Raw genomic sequence first — 20,004 nt, forward strand, 5'->3', positions numbered from 1 at the left:
TTTCAATTTACTCCCTCCTTGAAGATGACCACACTCAGCAAAAAATAATTAGAGCATAATTTTTATCTATTGGAGGTATAAATGCAGATCATAGAGGTAGGTGTTATTGGCGCTGGGCAAATGGGAAATGGTATTGCTCAAGTCATTGCTCAAGCAGGCTACAAGGTTAAACTTTGTGATTTAAACGCCGCTGCATTAGAAGCCGCACTCTTCACTATCAATAAAAATCTAGATTTTCTAGTGAATAAAGAGAAGATCTCCCAACAACAAAAAGAGATAACCCTAACGCGTATTGAATGCCATCAGGACCTTTCAGCTCTTGCCAATGCCGACTTGGTGATAGAAGCCATCGTTGAGAATGAAAAGATTAAATCTGATCTATTCAAACAGCTTGATGGTATCTGTAAAGACAGCTGTATCCTTGCCTCAAATACGTCTTCCATTTCCATTAGCAAGCTAGCCAATGCCACCCATAGAGCTGAGCGTGTGATTGGCCTGCATTTTATGAACCCTGTTCCTCAGATGAAACTGGTAGAGGTCATTCCTGCCCTCCAAACCAATAGCGACATTTTTAACCTTTGCTTTGCACTAATGGAAAACCTAGGGAAGAACCCTGTAAAAGTTGAAGATATTCCAGGGTTTGCTGCTAATCGTATCTTGATCCCCATGATCAACGAAGCTATTTTCTGTCTCTATGAAGGGGTGGCAAGTGCCGAAGAGATAGACACCATTAGCCAGCTTGGCATGAGCCATAAAATGGGGCCTTTGGCACTGGCAGACTTAATTGGTTTAGATACTTGCTTGAGCATAATGGAAGTTTTATATGACGGTTTCAAGGACAGTAAATATCGCCCTTGCCCATTGCTTGTGCAAATGGTGAGTGCGGGTCGATTCGGGCGTAAATCTGGCCAAGGCTTTTACTCATATCTAAAGAAAACAGCCTAGGATTAGCCCATGCAATCAAATCAAAGTCATTTAGACCAAAACCCTCAAACAGGGATTGAAACAGAGATCAAAACAATAACCTCAAGCTTTGAAACAATCCTCCTTGAACGTCTTGAAGCGGGCATTTATCAGATCTGTATCAATAGACCTAAAGTGTTAAACGCACTTAACTTAACATGTCTTGAAGAGTTAAATGCTTGCTTAGATCTAATAGAAAGCAGTACAGATGTACGTGTGCTTTTTATCAGAGGAGCCGGTGAAAAAGCCTTTGTCGCAGGGGCTGACATTGCTTATATGAAGCAGCTAACGGCTCAAGAGGCAGAAGCTTTTTCAGCCTTTGGCAACCAAACCTTTAGCCGTTTTAGCCAACTTAAGGTCCCTGTTATCGCCTTGGTAAATGGCTATGCTTTAGGTGGCGGTTGCGAACTTGCCCTGGGTTGCGACTTTATTTTAGCGTCAGACAAAGCCTGTTTCGCTCAGCCTGAAGTTAATCTTGCTATCTTGCCTGGTTTTGGTGGCAGCCAAAGACTCGCTCGAAAAATAGGGCTTAACTTGGCCCTAGAGCTCGTCATGACAGGTCGCAATATTAAGAGTGATGAGGCGTTAAAACTTGGCCTTGTAAATCATGTTTATACCACTGAAACATTAGCAGACGCAGGGTTAGCGCTTGCTAAAAGCTTGACCCACAAAAGCCCTTATGCACTGGCAGCAATTAAACAGGTCATGCATCAAGGAATAAACACACCGCTTGATCAAGCCCTGGCTTTAGAAAGTCAATCCTTCGCTCTCACCTTTGCAGGTAATGACAGAGAGGTGGCTATGCAGGCCTTTCTTGATAAAAGCCAAGCTAGCTTTCGTGCCCCCCAAGAAACGAGCTAATTGGCTTTAAAGAAAATCCTGTTATAGAGAGTGGCTTTGAGCGTCAAACCGAGTTTGGCGCTCTTTTTTTATAAGCTCACCTCGCCCTTCTCACAATACAATTCCTCTTCTTATCACAACTGACTTTTGCCCTAACTTCAAACTCATTTAAGTTTCGCTATGCAGTTAATCAATAATCAAAATAGAGAAAAAAGCCTTTACCTCAAGTTAACCTGAGCTTTTATGCTTAGCATACTTTTAATGGATACCAAGGGCACCTTATGTCATTTAAGTATATAAGCTTTTTATCTGGGCGTTTTTTTGATGGTATTTCTTCTGGCATGTTTATGCTGGCTCTACCTTGGATCATGCTAGAAGAAACGCAAAATGGTAGTATAGTGGCATTGAGCACTTTAGCCTGTACCTTGGTTTCTTTTAGCTTAAGTCCTATCTTATCCACTTTAATCGATAGACACTCTCGTAAAGCGATTCTCTTTATCACACAAACTATTCAAGCCATGACAGCCTTTGTCGTGCTGATCTTTTTCTTTTATCTAGTAGGAAACCTCACCACACTTATCTTTGCACAAATCATTTTTTGGTGTTCAAGTGATGTGGCTTGGAAAACAAATAACGCCTTTGTACAAGAAAACTTTGCAGCCGATGAGTACCCAAAAATTACCAGTTACCAAGAAATTATTATGCAGATAACGACGCTGGGAGCTGGTGCTACAGGCATAGTATTACTTGCACGATGGGGAATGTTGGAATTCGCAACCATTGCTTTTATTGCGTCTTTTATTAGTGCTATTAGCTATGGCGTTATGCCCTATCGAAGAAAGCTAGGTCTTCAACATGAAGCGAGCTTTTTAAAACAAGTGATTGAAATAAAGGAGGTTTTTTTAAAGCAAAAACAACTAATGATGTTTTTAGCCCTTTCATGCCTCTCATACCCAGTACTTACATTTTTAGTGAAGTTAGTGCCTATTTATTTTTACGAGCAAGGTTATAGCGCCAATTGGTTTGCCGCATGGAAAGTAAGTTTTGGCATAGGCGCGCTTATCTCTGGGTTCATCATCCGCCAACTGCTTATCAAATATTTAGCGGAAAAGCTCATGATGGCCTGTATTACATTCATTGCTTTGACTCTCTTTGCCTCATCCTTATTTAGTGCGGCATGGGTCATTGTTGGCTTTGCACTTTTGTTTGGTCTATTTAATTCGGTCAATCGTATTAGCCGTATGAATAAAATGCACCATGAAATAGATCTCAACGAGAGGGGGCGCATTGAAGGCGTGCTACATATGTTTAGTACTTTTTGTCAGAGTATTAGCTATATTTTGATTGCCCTATTAAGCCATTATGAAGCAACTCAGTTGGGCTTTAGTATTGCCAGTTTAATACTGCTATTGGCAGCAATTTTGATGTTAAACCTCTATCAAACAGATGAAAAAATAGCACCTGCAAGCAAGGGAACCTAAATCGCGCTAATCATCGAAAATACCTCACTTTTTATAATTAAGGATTATACTTTTCTATATGATCAATAAACGACCTGTTAAATTGAAGTCCGAAGGTCGATAGAAAAGGACAATCCATTGAGCAAAACCCCTTTATACATGTTATTTATTTTGGCTTCTCTTTCCCTAATATATGCGCCGAGTGTCTTGGCCTTAGAAGAAGTAACGCTTCAGTTGAAATGGAAACATACATTTCAGTTTGCTGGTTATTATGCGGCAAAGGAAAAAGGCTTTTATAAGGAAAGAGGGTTAGAGGTAAATATTATTCCTGCCACGCCAGGACAAGATGTAATAAAGCCTGTTCTTGATGGCAGAGCGCATTTTGGTGTCAGTGATAATTCACTCCTTCAAGAGAGAAACTCAGGTAAGCCCATTGTGATGCTAAGTGTTATCTTTCAGCACTCTCCACTGGTATTTTTAACCCTAGAAAAAGATTTCACTAAAGGCATCCATAGTATTCAAGATAATTCAGCCATGCTTGAACTCAGCAATACTGAGATACTCGCTTTTCTTAAAAAAGCCAATATTGATATTAACCAGATGACTCTTGTGGAGCACAGTTTTGATCCGAATGACCTCATCAATGGAAAGGTGGATCTTATCTCTGCTTATAGTACTGATGAGCCTTTCTACCTTGAAAAAGCAAACCTCTACTACAAAAGCTTTAGCCCAAGAATCTTAGATATCGATTTTTACGGCGATAATCTATACACATCAGAATCCCAAATAGAAGAGCATCCAAAAAGAGTAAAAGCATTTCGAGAAGCCAGTATCAAAGGCTGGGAATATGCGATGAATAACAAAGAAGAGATCATTCAACTGATTTTATTAAAATACAATAATCAAACCTCCTATGATTTTTTAAGATACCAGGCTGATAATATGGATGATCTAATCCAACCATTATTAGTCGAAATGGGGTATTTTAGCCTAGAACGCTGGCAGCATATTGTTGAGACTTATCAGGACTTAAATATGCTGGGACAAGATTTTAAACTAGACCCTTTTTTATACGACCCCAATCCTAAAGTGGCACTTGCGGTTTTTTATCGTTCGCTTTGGATTGCCGCTATTATCCTAGTCTGTGTTTCCACACTTGCTTTCTACTTATTAAAAATTAACCGCCGTTTGGATCTCGCCTTATTAGAAAGCCAAAATGCTAAAAATATCATTTGGCAAGAAGCGAACTTAGACTCCCTCACCAATTTACCCAATCGACGAAATTTTAAAAACGAGCTAAAAAGCTCATTAGATAAGGCAAAGCATGACAAGCTAACTGTCGCACTTTTATATTTGGATCTTGATGATTTCAAGGCGATCAATGATTTTTATGGCCATGATGTCGGGGATAAGCTTTTAATTGAAGCGGCAAATCGATTAGTAAAAACCGTGAACAAAACTTTCGGTATTTTTCGATTAGGCGGTGATGAGTTCACCATCATTGCAGAGAACTTAACCTCTTATAAAGAAATAGAAACACTCTCCCAAACCATCTTAGAGTCCCTATCTGCGCCTTATAGTATTAATAAAGAATCCCTTTATATTTCAGCTAGTATCGGGATTAGCCTCTATCCAGAACACACAAGCAAAAGTGACACCTTACTAAGGTATGCAGATGAAGCCATGTATTCATCCAAAGCCTTAGGTCGTAATCAATATCAAATTTTCACACAACAATTGCACCAAGATATTCTCTATAAGATGCAAGTTATACAAGACCTTAGAAGCGCGCTAAAAAACAATGAATTTGAGCTCCATTATCAACCAATCGTGTCACTTAATACTGGCGATATTAAAAAGGCAGAAGCCTTAATTCGCTGGAATCACCCAATACATGGCATCACCATGCCGCTTGAGTTTATTAAAATTGCAGAAGAAACAAGCCATATTATTGAAATTGGTGATTGGGTATTTAAAACGGCTAGCTCGCAATTAAAGCAGTGGATGGATAAGTTACAGCTAGACCTTACCATGAGCATAAATACCTCCCCAGCCCAGTATCAGCATAAAAATACCAGTTTAGATTCTTGGTTTGAGCACTTAGAGAGCCTTAACCTTCCACCTCAAAATATCATCATTGAAATCACAGAAAGCCTAATGATGAAAGAAAACACAAACATTGAAAAAAAATTAATTGAGTTTTGTCATCAGGGCATCCAAGTCGCTCTAGATGATTTTGGCACAGGCTATTCATCTCTCACTCACCTGAATAAATTTGATATCGATTTTATCAAGATAGATAAAAGTTTTATTCAGCATCTGAGCCAACATTCCCAACCATTAGAATTATGTGAAGCGATCATTATTATGGCCCACAAACTCGGGCTATCTGTGATTGCTGAAGGTATAGAGACGGAAGAACAAAGACAATTATTAATGGGGATAGGTTGTGATTATGGGCAAGGTTATCTTTTCTCATCTCCCATGCCAGCACAGGCCTTCGAGGCCCTGCTAAAATCAAGTAATTCATCTAAAGAGCAATTTAAACTCATGTCTTCAAACAACAAATTAGGGCAGAATAAAATTTAATTCGGATTTAAATTCCCTCGTTATTACCCTACTTTTGAACTATGTTGCTTTTAAGATAGAGTGATTAAACTAAATTTCAGTTGTTTTTGATCATATTTTTGATGCTATAAAAATAATAAGACTCGATTAGTCATTTACAAACACAGGAGAAGTCACTTGGATATTAATAATAAAGTCATTGTTATTACCGGTGCAGCACGAGGTTTAGGCTTTGCTATGGCAGAGTACCTAGCAGATAAAGGGGCGAAAATTGCCCTTGTGGATATCGATATAGAAAGTGTTACCCATGCTGCTTCCACAATTACAGATGCCAAAGGCTACAGTTGTAACGTGGCAAACGAAGCGGAAGTTGAAGCCCTATTTAATCAAATAAAAGAAGATTACTCACGGATAGATGGTTTAGTTAATAATGCCGGCATTTTGAGGGATGGATTACTGGTTAAATACCGTGATGGTGAAATCAGTAAGATGTCGTTAGAACAATTTCAATCTGTTATCGATGTGAATCTAAGTGGTGTCTTTTTGTGTGGACGAGAAGCGGCATCACACATGATAGAGTCAGGTAATGGGGGGGTGATCGTCAATATTTCCAGTATCAGTCGCGCGGGGAATTTTGGTCAAACAAACTATAGTGCGGCTAAAGCCGGTGTCGTGGCTATGACTACCGCTTGGGCACAAGAACTCGCAAAGTTTAATATTCGTACCGGAGCGATAGCGCCCGGTTTCATCGAAACAGAAATGACGGCTCAAATGCCGCAAAAAGCCTATGATATGGCAGCACAAATGTCGCCATTAAAACGTATGGGGACCCCATATGAAATAGCTCAGGCCGTGTCTTTTATCTTCGAAAATGACTTCCTCAGTGGTCGCGTCATTGAAGTCGATGGAGCCACTCGTATTTAGCCTCTCAAATGACACACAAAGGCCCTTATTAAACAATGATAAGGGCCTTTTTTACGCTTAATAACTCATGCATTACTGATAAATAAAGGCAGGAAACCAGTTAACTAATGCTGGAAACATCAGAATTAACATCAAGCCAATCAGCTGTAAAAGAATAAAGGGAAACACCCCCTTATAAATGGTTGAAAGGCTAATATCAGCAGGGCATACACCTTTAAGATAAAACAAGGCAAAACCGACTGGAGGTGTTAAAAAAGACGTTTGCAATGTCACCGCAACTAACATGACAAACCACACAAGTTCAGGGTTATCAATCACCCCATACCCTTCAATCACTATGTCTAATGCACTAATAACAGGTGCAACTAAAGGCAAGACTATGAGGGTAATTTCAATCCAATCGAGCAGAAATCCTAACAAGAAAATAAAAGCGAGAATGAAGAGCACTATGCCATAAGGACCAAAAGGCAAAGAGGTTAAAAAAGATTCGATAAATTCATCGCCACCTAACTCTCTTAACACCAAGGCAAATAAAGAAGCACCAATGAAAATCGCAAATATATAGCCACTCACATTAAAGGTATTATAAAGACACTCTTTAAATACAGACCAAGATAAACGGCGATTAAATAATGCTAATAAAATTGCCGCCGCGGCGCCAACGCCAGAGGCTTCGGTTGGTGTCGCGAAACCCGCAAAAATACTACCTAGCACCAAGAGCACTAACATCATGGTGGGTAAGGTTGCTTTAATCACTCTCATCCAAAGAGCAAAGGTGACAGGTTCTGTTGCTACTGGCAGAGGCATAGTTTTCGGTCGAAAGTAGCCACTGGCTAAGATATAGATAATATAAAGAGCACCGAGTAATAAACCTGGAAAAACAGCGCCCATAAATAAATCACCCACAGACAAGCCAATCTGATCAGCCATAATCACCAACATAATACTTGGTGGTATCAATATTCCTAAGGTACCTGAACTTGCGATAGTGCCTAGCGCAACTTGGTCTGAATAGCCTTGTTTACGCATAGCAGGCAAAGAGATAACCGCCAGCAATACAACTGACGCACCGATAATGCCAGTCGATGCCGCCAAGATAATACCTATCAAGATAACGGTAATCGCAAGGCCGCCTCTTACTCGACCAAAAAGCTCTTGGAAGGATTTCATCAGGTTTTCAGCAGCACCGGATTTATCCAGCATATTTCCCATAAAAATAAACATGGGCAAAGCCACCAAAATCCAATTATCCATAATTTTAAAAATGCGGTTAACCACTAAACCTAACGTTAGAAAATCAATGCCGGTAAAGGTATCTAGGTATAAATCTGAGTAGTAGCCCGCAATGGCAAACAACACACCAACGCCGCCTAGAACCCAAGCAACAGGAAAGCCAGTCATAAGTAGACCAATAAAACTGGCAAACATTAACAAAATTAATATTTCATTAAATGGCATCTTTGCTCTCCCCAGTTATCAATAAAACCGACTCACGATATAAACGGCTTATCACGGCGATATAAAGCAAGCCAATACTTAAAGGAATCACGGCTTTTATCACCCATCGGTAGGGCAATCCTGCGGGGGCAGCAGAGCTTTCCATGGTACGAAAAGAATCATAAACAAAATCAAGACTGTGATAAAAAATCAGACTTAAGAAAGGAAGTAACAAAAATATAATGCCAATTATTTCAACTAGGTGACGCTTGTTTTTACTAAATTTATTATAAAAAAGATCCACTCGAACATGAGTGTTCAGCGCTTGAGCGTAGGACATCCCAAACATGACACCTGTGCCATAAAGGTACCATTGTATTTCTTCAAGACTGATCAGCCCCGCATGAAAGCCTTTCCTTAAGACCACTTGCACAATAATGACAATTATTAGCAAGGCGTAGCAGCTTGAAATCCCTTTCCCTAAGGTAATAACCCAATTATCTAACTTGTCCGCAACGACAAGGGCTTTATTAGCATCTGCCATAAAGATCTCCTTATGCATAAAAAAATGCCACTTAAACCCCAATGCTATTCGCATTTAATTGGAGTAAAGTGGCGCAAATGGAGTTGAATTAGAGTCTAAGTTCTAGGAATAAAGGCTCTTTGAGCCCAAACATCATAGTTCTTTCGAAATTCAGCTAAATCTTTATAAACAGTATCAAAGGTTGCATCTTGCGATTGCTCAATGACAACCTCATCCCAAGCCGTATTAAAAGTTTTTAACATTTCATCAGACCAGGTATGCATAACAACACCACGCTCCTGCTGATTTTTAATCATGGCCTCAAACTGAATGAACTCAGATTCTGCGATAGAGTTAGTGATTGATGCTTTACAGGTCGCAGAAACTTGAGCCTGCTGACTTTCTGACATTTTGTCCCAGGTTTTAGCGTTAATTAAAAGCTCAAATAATGTCGCCTGTTGGTGCCAACCCGGGAAGTAGTTATGCTTGGCAACTTTATAAAAACCTAATAGTTGATCGATTGCAGGTTGTGAAAATTCAGTTGCATCAATTGCCCCTTTTTCTAAGGCACCAAAAATTTCGCCACCCGAAATCAAGGATGTTGATACCCCTAGTTTTTGCATCACCTCGCCCCCTAGGCCGAAGAAACGCATATTTAAACCTTGTAAATCAGACACATCATGTATTTCTTTTTTAAACCAGCCTGATGTTTCAGGAGAAATCAAAGCGCAGGGTTCAACATGCACATTGTAACCCGCGTCATCATACATTTTTTGATACAGGTTTAGGCCATTGCCATAGTAGAGCCAAGCCATAAATTCAGGGGCTTCTGGTCCAAATGGAATAGAAGAAAAGAGACTTGCCGCTGGCATTTTACCTGCCCAGTAACCCGCTGTAGCATAACCTGAATTAATTTTGCCACTGGATACTGCATCCAAAATTTCTAGAGGAGCAACCAGTTTACCAGGCTCATAAATTTTCATTCGTACACTACCTGCAGAAATCAAAGGTAACTGCTGCTCAACCCATTTAATTGGGCTACCTAACGCGGGCAAGTGTGAGCCAAAAGCAATGGGGGTTTTAAGTAAAACAGGTTTTACTTTATCCGCTGCCTGTAACCCTGTTGAGGTAGCAACTAAGGTTAGCCCAGCTGTCATTGCCATAGCTTGAATATACTTCTTCATAGACCTAATCTCCGGCATTTTTAGTTATTTTTGCTCAGAATTTATGAGCCACAATTCAAAACGCACCTACTATGATTTGCGCCAAGATAAATGACTATCCACCATTAGTAGGAGAAAAGGCTTCTAGGGAACCTGCGATTAAGTCACCTGTACTCAGTCTTAATATTCATTGCTCCCCCTAAAGTAGGATATTGAAATAGTCTGTAAACAAGATAATGTGAATCTCGAAAAATTTTGACTAGATAAGTTATTTACTAGGCAGGTGTTTAGTGGACGTGTGTTATCAACAGGATTTGACTAGATAAAACTAATAAAGCTAATAAAGCTAATAAAAATATAAAAACAGGAGTGTTAGGGAATATGACAATGCATCCAAGTGCCATGATGGCCATGCCACTATTAACCAGTGATATCATTAAAAGCGCGGCGCTTAGGTACCCTAATCAAGAAATTGTCAGCCTCTTACCTAGTAATCGCCTTCATACCTACACTTATCTTGCGGCCTATAAACGCATTAATCAGCTTGCTTACGGTTTAGAGTCACTCGGCTTTAATCCAGGCGATAGAATTGCAACACTGGCTAATAATCACTATCGCCACTTTGAGTTATATTATGCGATTGGCGGTGCCGGAGCCGTTATTCATACCTTAAACCCAAGACTTTTTAGAGAACAATTAGAATACATAATCAATCACGCTGAGGATAAATATATATTTGTCGACCCTTGTTTCATTCCACTTTTAGAAGAAGTCCAATCACAAATTCCTAAGGTTAAAGCCTTTATTATTAATTGTGGGCAAGATGAAATGCCAAACACAAAGCTTACTCCGGTGCTTTGTTATGAGTCTCTAATCGAGGGTCAAAGTCAGGAGTTTAACTGGCCTGAACTGACAGCAAACCATAATTGCGGCCTTTGTTATACATCAGGCACAACAGGTAATCCTAAAGGGGTTATTTATGATCATCAATCCAGCGTCTTACATGCCATGATGAGTGGCTCTAGCCAGTTCTTGAGCTTTAACGAATGGGATGTCGTGATGCCTGCTGTCCCTATGTATCATGTTGTGGCTTGGGGGATTCCTTATTCTGCACCTATGTTTGGAGCAAAATTAGTTTTTTGTGGGGATAAATTAGACGGCCACTCCCTCTACAGATTGATCGATTCTCAGCAAGTAAACAAGGGTTTTGGCGTTCCCACTATCTGGCTTGGATTACATAATTTTTTAGCGTCACAAGCCTGTCCAAAAGATCCAATACCGAGTTTAAAGCTGGTTGGTGTTGGTGGAGCTGCATCTCCTCAAAATCTTGTTAAAACCTATGCAGAACAATATGATGTATACTGGATGGGGCTTTGGGGTATGACTGAAACCAGCCCATTAATTAGCGCAGCGATTAACTCTCCTTATGTAGAAAAACTCGACCCAGAAAGCCGATACCGAGTACAATCCTCCGCGGGTAAAGCCATGTTTGGTACTCAAATTGAAATTTTTGATCATGAGGACCAACCTCTCCCCCATGATGGTGTTCAACAAGGCCTACTGAAAGTCAAAGGCCCTTGGGTGCTTAAACAGTATTTTAAAGGGGAAGGCCAGGAGAGTTTTCAACAGGGTTGGTTTGATACAGGGGATATTGCTGTGATCAATCCTGATGGATATTTACGAATCCTTGATAGAGCTAAGGATGTTATCAAATCAGGTGGTGAGTGGATAAACTCAACCCAATTAGAAGATGCCGCCTTAGATTATGAATGTATCAACGAAGCCTGTGTCATAGGCGTTAAACACCCTAAGTGGGATGAGCGTCCTATTTTATTAGTGACTTTGAAAACTAATAAGGTCTTCTCAAAAGAAGAGCTCGTTAATATTTTAAAACGTAAAGTAGCCAAATGGTGGCTGCCTGATGCCATTTTAGTTGTCGAAAAATTACCTCACACAGGCACTGGCAAACTCACCAAGGTGGGATTACGTCATGAGTATCAAAATTATTTGATGGAACAAGTTCTTATTTCTTAAAGATTGTGAAGTAAGCACACAGAAAGGATGCAGTAATGCTTTTGTTAACAAACGCCTTTATTTTACGGCGTATTTTCGTGCCTGTTTTTTCTCCTATCAAGTTAGATTTTGGTAGGTTCAGAGCATGATCAGCGTAACCTGGATTTCAATTTTTTCAGTCCTTTATATTGGATTACTTTTTGTCATTGCACTTAAGGGCGACAAGAATAAATCTAATCGTTTTCAGCCTTATATTTATAGTCTCACTTTAGCCATATTTTGCACCTCTTGGGCCTTTTACGGCACGGTTCAGCAGTCAATCCATAGTGGTTGGTTGCTGGCCCCCACCTATTTTGGTGCCATTATATTAATGACCCTAGGCTGGCGACTCATGGCGAGAATCATACTCACAGCTAAACGAGAAAATACTCACACTATCGCCGACTTTATCGCGACTCGTTATGGTCATTCTCGTAAGATTGCCGTGCTGGTTTCTGTCTTTAGTTTAATAGGTATCGTGCCTTATATTGCACTCCAGCTAAAAGCCGTGTCAGAAACGTTCCACCTAATCACAGGCGCCTCAAATAACGCAGTATTTTGGTACTCAGATCCAACCATTTGTATTGCCATCTTAATGGCTATTTTCAGCATCCTTTTTGGCACACGTAACCTTGACGCCAGTGAACACCATAAAGGCCTTATGCTTGCCGTCAGCTTTGAGTCTTTAGTTAAGCTCTTCGCATTTATCGCGGTTGGTATTTATGCGGTATTTTTTATTCGTGACGGGGCTTTCGACCTTTATTATGCTGCCATGGAAAATGAACAACTTGCTCATAACCTTACCAATTATCAAACCCCAATTACCTATCTCATTCATGCCTTAATTGGCGCCATTGCTATTTTCGCTTTACCTAGGCATTTTCATGCAGCGGTTGTTGAATACAATTCTGAAAAAGACCTTTATACCGCTCGCTGGCTGTTTCCCCTTTATTTACTAATAACCAACCTTTTCATTTTGCCAATTGCTCTGGTGGGTTTCTTAAATTTTGATACAAGCTATTTCCAACAACAATATTTAACCCTTTGGATACCATTAGCCAGTGATGCAAAGGGGTTAGCTTTACTAGCCTATATTGGTGGTCTCTCAGCGGGTACCAGCATGGTGATTGTTGCATCTATTGCACTTTCAACCATGCTTTCAAATGAGATTTTATTACCTCTTATCATACGCACTAAGCTGATCGCCTTAGAAGAAATTAAAGATTTAGGTCAGTTTGTTATTCGATTACGCCGTATCTCCATTGCAGCAGTATTAGTATTTGCTTTCTTGTATTACCGTCTACTAACTCAGTTCAATGCTTTATCTGAAATTGGTCTCTTATCTTTTGTGGCTGTTTCACAATTTGCTCCAGCACTGTTATTTGGCCTTATTTGGCGAGGTGGTAATAAGCAAGGTGCTATATGGGGAATGTTAGCTGGCTTTAGCATCTGGTTTTACTGTCTTGTTATTCCACTCTTAGTCGAGGCAAATTGGCTAAGTAAAGACTGGATGTTAGGGGTATTTGAATTAGCCTTTTTAAAGCCACAAGCTTTGTTAGGGGTAGAAGGCTTAGACCCCATTGTACATGGTACCCTTTGGAGTCTCTTTGTTAACTGCCTTGTTTATCTAATAGCCTCTCTCTACTACAAGCCCAGTTTTGAAGATATTTCACAGGCCGTAAAATTTGTCCCTGAAACATCAGTAGACTCTCTTCCTCAAAGAAAGTTACTACCGCCTTCAAACCATTTAAAAGCACAAAAAGTTTCCCTAGGAGACCTTAAATCTCTATTACTGCGCTTTCTTAATCAAAGTAAGGTTAATCTGTTACTAGAAAGTCACAGCAACCCTATTACTGGCCGCCTTATTGACTCTTCTCCTGCTTCTATCGATATATTAGCGGCATCAGAACGTCTTTTAAGCTCTGTGATAGGGGCACCAGCAGCCAGCTTATTACTAATCCGTTTACAAGATACGCCAACAGATAATTATCACAATTTTAATGTCATGCTAGATGAAGCTTACGAAGTATTTCATCACAACCGTTCTGTCTTAAGCTCTGCGTTACAGAGTATTAGCCAAGGGGTTTGTATTCTAGACAAAGAACACATGGTGATTGCATGGAATGATAAATTTAAGCACCTTTATAACTTTGCTGATGACTGTCTCTATATGGGTGCCCCCATAGAACAACTAGTCACTCATATTGCTAAACAAGGTGGCTTAGGCCGTGGGGTTATCGATACTTTAGTGACACAAAAGGTCAATCTATATAAAGCAGCACTGCAACATACCAGTGTTCATAAAAATAAAGAAAATCAGTTCATTGAAATTGAGGGAAACCCTATGCCTCAAGGTCAATATATTATTACCTATACAGATGTAACCGCTCAAAGACATCATGAAGTTGAATTACGTCAAAACAATGAACAGTTAGAACAAAGGGTATTAGAAAGAACAAACAAACTATCCCAATTAAACCAAGAACTAAAACGAGCGAATAATAATAAAACTCATTTCCTTGCTGCTGCTGGGCACGACCTTGTTCAGCCTTTAAACTCTGCCAGTTTATTTGCCTCTTCTTTGATTCACAGGTTAGCAAGGCAACAAGAAAAACAACCAGATCAAGAGTCAGCAGAACTTAGCATATTGGCAAAAAGCTTAGAACAATCCTTAGAGAATGCGGAAATGCTATTGAGTGAATTATTAGAAATTTCGAAACTAGACGCCGATATCATCCAGCCTAACTGTCATGATTTTGAATTAGAACAAGTCATGACACCTCTCATTGCTGAGTTTATAGTCATTGCTAAAAACAAAGGGCTTGAACTGCGCTGGATTAGCAGTGACGTCTCTATTCACAGTGATCCAAGACTCTTAAGACGCATCTTACAAAACCTCTTAAGCAATGCCATTCGCTATACACCAAGCGGAAAAATACTACTGGGTATTAGGCGCTATCAAGGAAAGCTAAGGTTACAGGTTTGGGATACAGGCATTGGTATTGAAGACAATCAAATCGAGCGTATTTTTGACGAGTTTCATCGTATTGATAATGTCTCATCTTCCTTTGAAAAAGGGTTAGGTCTTGGCTTATCCATAGTACAAAGATTAAGTCGTTTACTAGACCACCCTATTAAAGTCTCTTCTTGCTACGGTAAGGGCAGTGTTTTTTCGTTAGATGTTCCATTAGCTAAAACGCAAAGAGTTAATGACCAAGATGATAACGATTTCTCTCGACCTATGATTGAAAATAGCAGCCTGATTGCCTGTATTGATAATGAGATTCAAATCATTCAAGGCATGCAATCTTTGCTTAGTGACTGGGGATATCAAGTCATTGCAGCACAAGATGCACAATCTCTTCTTTTTAAACTAAAGGGGCGAGTTCCTGATGTGCTAATTATTGATTATCACCTAGACCATGGGGTAACTGGGCTCGATACCTATCAAGAGCTAAGTAAAGTATGGCTTGAGCGCATCCCCTGTATGGTAATCACAGCAGATTACACCCAAGAGGTTGAAAACAACATTAATAAAGCTGGTTTAATTCTTTTAAAGAAACCGGTCAAAGCTATGGCACTAAGGTCTCAGCTGAATCAAATGTGCCAAACCTGTATCAGTTAAGGGAGCTACAAATAAGTCACCTCTTCTCTGCCTGTTTTTACACTGATGGGAAAGAGTATCAAACCAGGTGTTACTTTGTGCTTGATTAATAGAAAGTCAGTCTAGACACCTTTTTAGAAGACAAAACACAAGGTGGCATTTTTTCTGAAATGCCACCTAGGTATGATTCAAAGGCCCGAAGAGTCAGGCCTGAGGAGGGAGGACGTATTCGCAACCTCCTTAATGCAATTCATTAAGTTCTAAAGGCTGAACAAACAAGGCTGCCTGAGTACGGTTAATAATACCCAACTTTTTAAATATTTCAGAAATGTGGGTCTTAACCGTACTTTCCTTCACATTCAATTGATAAGCGATTTGTTTATTCAAATCTCCCTTGGCAATCATTGTCAGTACACGAAACTGCTGTGGGGTTAGTTGCGCTATTTTTTCACTCACCGTATCGACGGTGTTTTCTGATGTCCATTTTGGGAAATGGCAATTGCCTTTAAGGACTGAAGAAATAATGCTTTGAATTTCTTCCAAAGGTGTACTTTTATTTATGTAAGCTAAGGCCCCCGCGGCTTTCACTTCTTTAATAATCTGTGGATCTTCATTTGCACTAATAACAACAATCGCCAATTGAGGAAAGCGAGACCTTAACTTAATTAAGCCTAATAAACCTTCACTATCTGGCATCTTTAAATCCAGCAATAACATATCCATATCAGATCGCACGAGTTGTTGAAGAGTGTCCTTAAAACCGCCTGTTTCTTCGAGTGAAATATCTTCTTCAACACCACTTAAAGTCACTTTTAAGGCACTTCGAAATAAAGGGTGATCATCTGCAATTAAAACATTGTACATAAGACTGCTTCCATTCTGCTTATATCATATGAGTCAATTGATACTAAAGAGCTGATTAGCCGAAATCAAACAAAGCTCTAAAACCTCACATTTTTAGACTCCCGATACTAGATTTAAGCTCATATCGAACAAAGGGCTAGGTTTTTATCTATTTTTGCAGTGATTTAACCTAATTTAAAAACCTACAATGTTAGAAATTAACCATCTATAACAGGGTTTTAAGTCTATACTTAGGGCTAGGAAAGCTGTGATTAAATCGTCTTTTTCAGCCTTATTAGAAAAAGTATCAAATAAGACGTTACTTATTACTGAGATCTAGGATCCTTAACAAAAGTAAGCCGCTTACGAGAAGGGATAATAGAGAAAGATACTTTTTTGAGACTATAAAGCTCGGCCTAAAAATCTTATTTCTAAGCCGAGAGTCAAATAGAAAGAGCAATGAATAAATGATGACTTTAGCCTACAGGCTCAAGCATTTTATTCAGACGCTGAGGCAGGAGAATTTATTCACAAGGTCCCTAATACGCACACGTATTCTTAACCTGTTGGAGAAATAGATGAGGCGTTTTTATAGACACCCAACTGATATTCCAATTTGTGTCAAAACAGCGATCGTGAGCAAGGAAGAAGAATGTAAAATGAAGGACTTAAGTGAAGGTGGTTTGTCTTGCTTTTTATATTCACTAATCGAAGTTGGCATGATTGTCGATATCACCATTACCTCAATTGACCCGCCTTATTATGGTCAAGGTAAAATCGTTTGGGCAAAACTATGCAATGATAATAGTGCAACCCCTTGCTACGAAGTCGGGATTAAATTTACTAATAATGATGAAATGTACAAAGTAAGAATGGTGCAGCAGATTTGTCACATAGAACAATACCGACGCCGTATTCTTGAAGAAGAAGGCCGTGAATTGGACAGCAACACTGCGGCACAAGAATGGATTCAATTATATGCCGCTGACTTTGGCCGCCACTAAAGTAAATGACTTAACCAAGATAGAACTCTATTCTCTTATCAGTAAATAGCACTTATAAATAAATAGCACTTATAAATAAATAGAGTTCCTCCTTATCCCCTGATGCCCCCCTAACCATCTTGTTTAGTCGTAAAACTCGTATTTTTAATAAAGCGCTTTGGCACACAAAAAACCTCAAACGCAAACAACATTCCAAGACACACTAAAATTAAGCCTCCAATCTCTACCCAAGTAAGCACTTCTTCTAATAAAAATAAACCTAATAACAGGGATAAAGGTGGCAATAAAACAGAGAAAATAGCACCTTTCGTTGCACCTAATAGGGTTACAGATTTAGAGTACAAGTATAAGGCACCAATTGAAGCGAATACCCCTTGATATAAACCTTGAATAATTAAAGTATCAGTTTCGACTGCTAATATTTGTCCACCAAATTGGTAAAGATAAAAAGGCATATAAAGCACAATAGACACCATAGAAACGAGCACAGTGGCATCCCATGGGTTTATCTTCCAATATCTGGCTAACAGGGTATAAATTGACCACAAAAAACCACACATCAAATACATAAAATCACCAATGAGGGTGTCTTCTATCGCCAAGCCCCCTAAACTATTAGCGCCAACAAACACCACACCAGCAATAATAAAGCTAATACCCAGAATGCGAGTTAGAGTTAGCTTTTCACCCAACCAAAGCACACTTCCCAAAGTGGTAAACAGAAGCATTGATGTGGGCATAATGATACTAAAGTGAGAGGTTGGCGCATAAGCCATGCCCGAGGTACCAAACAGAACATAGGGTGCACCTGCTCCAAATGCCAAAACAACACCTTTTGCTGCAATGGCTTTTAATCTAGCAAAACGCATAATAAATAAAGGCAATAAAATCAGCCCAGAAATACTAAATCTGAGCATAGTAATATCATAAGGAGCCAGCTGATTATTCGTTGCAATCTTAGAAAGTACCGGCCAACCAGCCCAAATCACAGTAGCGCTAATACCTAAAATAACACCCAAAATTTGATTACGGTCTAATTGCCTCATCACTCACCTCACTCTTTTCGCCTAATGCAAAAAACGCTTCAAAACACGTTAAATCGCTTTAACCTGCTTTAACTAATTAAGGTCATAAGCTTAAAAGATAGATGCCGACGTTGCGCACTAAAGAACACTCATATACGCTCTTTTTATGCGTTAATTTTATTTTTAAGAGGAATAAAGACTCAATGGATAACTTTGATCATCAAATACTCAAAATTATGCAAGAGAACTGTCGAACCAGCACCGAACAAATAGGTGCCCAAATTGGCCTTTCGACCACTGCCTGCCAAAGGCGTATTAAGCGTTTACGTGAAACGGGAATTATCCAAAAAGAAGTGGCTATTCTAGACAGTAAAGCCCTTGCTAACCATGTCACCGTCTTAGTCGAAATTATTGTGAAATATGGTGGCAGTGAGGAAATCGAAAAATTCAAACAAGCCATGTTGAGTCATGAAGAAGTTCAGCAATGTTATTACGTGACAGGTAATGCCGACTTTATCCTCATTATGACGGTGGCAAATATGCATGAATACGAGGCCCTGACTCAAAAGTTATTTTTTAGTAATAATAACATTCAGCGTTTTCATACCAATGTGGTCATGGATAACGTCAAAACAGGTCTCACCATCCCTATCAATACAAGAATGAGTTAAACGGCTTATTAAATAACATAAGCATATTTATCTTATTATTTAGAGCGGCCTTTTGAGGTGACTAGATAAACACCAAACACGGTTAATGCCATCGCAAATAAGGCAGCAGGAACTAACCTTTCGTCAAACAAAATCCAAGCATTAAGACTTGCTGTGGGTGGTACAAGGTAAAAGTAACTTGCCACCTGAGACGCCTCCCCTTCTCGAATCAAATAAAGTAGCAAGAAAGTTGCCATAAAAGACAACACAAAAATCAGCCAAGTAAGTGACAAAATTAAAGTTAAAGACCATTCTATTACTTGAGTCTCAAAACTGAAGGACAAAATAGTGACCAGCACTAAACTGCTTGCATATTGCCAAAAATTAGCCGCTAACAACTCTACTTTGGCACCAAAATGCTTTTGATAAAGACTTCCAAGTGTAATCGCTAATAGTGCCATCAGGGCATATAAAACGGCCGTAAATGAGAAGCTAAAATTGGCTACTCCCTGAGTAAATAAGACAGTAGCAATCACGCCGATTAAACCAAATCCAAAACCAAAACTTTGCCTCAAGGTGAGTCTGGCTTTATACAGATACCAACTCAAAACGACGGTTAAGATAGGCTGTCCACCCACTATAATGGCAGTTATACCAGCAGGTAGTCCGGCTTTAATAGCTGCAAATACGCCCGATAAATACACACCATGAATCAATAACCCAGCGACCATTTGATGTCCAATTTCTTTTTTGGTTGGCCACTTTTTGACCCAATACCAGCACATAGCCCCTAAAAGCACTAAGGTAATAAACATACGTACCATGAGCAGCGTAAAAGGTTCGATATAAACCAGTGCGTACTTGGCACCAATAAAACCGGTACTCCATAGGAACACAAAGAAAAAGGGAGCTAAGGTGATAAGTCGTGAGAACAAAGCTGAGTCCTTG

The 20,004-nt window shown here is 39.5% G+C and carries 15 protein-coding genes; 9 read left to right on the plus strand and 6 right to left on the minus strand.

All coding sequences use genetic code 11. The annotated features are described in order from the left end of the window. Positions 1–81: 81 nt before the first annotated feature. The 5 genes from MED121_RS03750 (at position 82) to MED121_RS03770 (ending at position 6,755) form a co-directional block, all read left to right on the plus strand. Positions 82–945, plus strand: coding sequence for a 3-hydroxybutyryl-CoA dehydrogenase (locus tag MED121_RS03750; RefSeq protein WP_009832275.1), 864 nt, complete (start codon positions 82–84; stop codon positions 943–945). A gap of 9 nt (positions 946–954) precedes the next feature. Further along, the gene (locus MED121_RS03755) at positions 955–1,824 is read left to right on the plus strand and encodes an enoyl-CoA hydratase-related protein (RefSeq protein WP_009832276.1); all 870 of its coding nucleotides are present in this window, start codon (positions 955–957) and stop codon (positions 1,822–1,824) included. 260 nt (positions 1,825–2,084) lie between these two features. Beyond that, a complete protein-coding gene (locus MED121_RS03760) occupies positions 2,085–3,284 on the plus strand; it encodes an MFS transporter (RefSeq protein ID WP_009832277.1) in 1,200 nt (399 codons plus the stop codon). 117 nt (positions 3,285–3,401) lie between these two features. After that, positions 3,402–5,852, plus strand: a complete 2,451-nt coding sequence (locus tag MED121_RS23570; RefSeq protein WP_050764522.1) for an EAL domain-containing protein — start codon at positions 3,402–3,404, stop codon at positions 5,850–5,852. A 156-nt stretch (positions 5,853–6,008) separates the two neighbouring features. Further along, positions 6,009–6,755, plus strand: a complete 747-nt coding sequence (locus tag MED121_RS03770; RefSeq protein WP_009832279.1) for an SDR family oxidoreductase — start codon at positions 6,009–6,011, stop codon at positions 6,753–6,755. 72 nt (positions 6,756–6,827) lie between these two features. Here MED121_RS03770 and MED121_RS03775 read toward each other — a convergent pair whose 3' ends face one another. From MED121_RS03775 to MED121_RS03785, 3 genes are all read right to left on the minus strand, one after another. Continuing rightward, positions 6,828–8,213 carry a TRAP transporter large permease subunit gene (locus MED121_RS03775; protein ID WP_009832280.1) on the minus strand — a complete coding sequence of 462 codons (1,386 nt, stop codon included), beginning with the start codon at positions 8,211–8,213 and terminating at the stop codon, positions 6,828–6,830. After that, positions 8,203–8,736, minus strand: a complete 534-nt coding sequence (locus MED121_RS03780; RefSeq protein ID WP_207382770.1) for a TRAP transporter small permease subunit — start codon at positions 8,734–8,736, stop codon at positions 8,203–8,205. Before MED121_RS03780 ends, MED121_RS03775 begins: the two co-directional genes overlap by 11 nt. Before the next feature lie 95 nt (positions 8,737–8,831). Beyond that, on the minus strand, positions 8,832–9,899 hold the full coding sequence (locus MED121_RS03785; protein WP_009832282.1) for a TRAP transporter substrate-binding protein: 1,068 nt from the start codon (positions 9,897–9,899) through the stop codon (positions 8,832–8,834). A 360-nt stretch (positions 9,900–10,259) separates the two neighbouring features. Here MED121_RS03785 and MED121_RS03790 point away from each other — a divergent pair, with 360 nt between their 5' ends. Both MED121_RS03790 and MED121_RS03795 read left to right on the plus strand, forming a co-directional pair. Continuing rightward, entirely contained in the window at positions 10,260–11,912 is a 1,653-nt protein-coding gene (locus tag MED121_RS03790; protein ID WP_009832283.1) for a long-chain fatty acid--CoA ligase, read from the plus strand. A gap of 124 nt (positions 11,913–12,036) precedes the next feature. Next, on the plus strand, positions 12,037–15,555 hold the full coding sequence (locus tag MED121_RS03795) for a PAS domain-containing hybrid sensor histidine kinase/response regulator (RefSeq protein ID WP_009832284.1): 3,519 nt from the start codon (positions 12,037–12,039) through the stop codon (positions 15,553–15,555). A gap of 219 nt (positions 15,556–15,774) precedes the next feature. On the opposite strand, the gene MED121_RS03800 is transcribed toward MED121_RS03795, so the two are convergent. Then, on the minus strand, positions 15,775–16,398 hold the full coding sequence (locus tag MED121_RS03800) for a response regulator transcription factor (RefSeq protein ID WP_009832285.1): 624 nt from the start codon (positions 16,396–16,398) through the stop codon (positions 15,775–15,777). A gap of 557 nt (positions 16,399–16,955) precedes the next feature. On the opposite strand from MED121_RS03800, the gene MED121_RS03805 reads away from it, so the two are divergent. Then, positions 16,956–17,381, plus strand: coding sequence for a PilZ domain-containing protein (locus MED121_RS03805; protein ID WP_009832286.1), 426 nt, complete (start codon positions 16,956–16,958; stop codon positions 17,379–17,381). Positions 17,382–17,491: 110 nt separating this feature from the next. Here the strand turns inward: MED121_RS03805 and MED121_RS03810 are convergent, their stop codons facing one another. Beyond that, positions 17,492–18,427 carry a DMT family transporter gene (locus tag MED121_RS03810; RefSeq protein WP_009832287.1) on the minus strand — a complete coding sequence of 312 codons (936 nt, stop codon included), beginning with the start codon at positions 18,425–18,427 and terminating at the stop codon, positions 17,492–17,494. 182 nt (positions 18,428–18,609) lie between these two features. Between MED121_RS03810 and MED121_RS03815 the strand changes: the two genes are divergently transcribed. Next, positions 18,610–19,077 (plus strand): Lrp/AsnC family transcriptional regulator, encoded by a 468-nt coding sequence (locus MED121_RS03815; RefSeq protein ID WP_009832288.1) that lies wholly within the window; start codon positions 18,610–18,612, stop codon positions 19,075–19,077. A gap of 35 nt (positions 19,078–19,112) precedes the next feature. On the opposite strand, the gene MED121_RS03820 is transcribed toward MED121_RS03815, so the two are convergent. Continuing rightward, positions 19,113–19,991, minus strand: coding sequence for a DMT family transporter (locus MED121_RS03820; protein ID WP_050764523.1), 879 nt, complete (start codon positions 19,989–19,991; stop codon positions 19,113–19,115). Between the last annotated feature and the right edge of the window lie 13 nt (positions 19,992–20,004).

Origin of the sequence: Marinomonas sp. MED121 (assembly GCF_000153025.1) — a bacterium.
In the GTDB taxonomy this organism is placed as follows: domain Bacteria; phylum Pseudomonadota; class Gammaproteobacteria; order Pseudomonadales; family Marinomonadaceae; genus Marinomonas.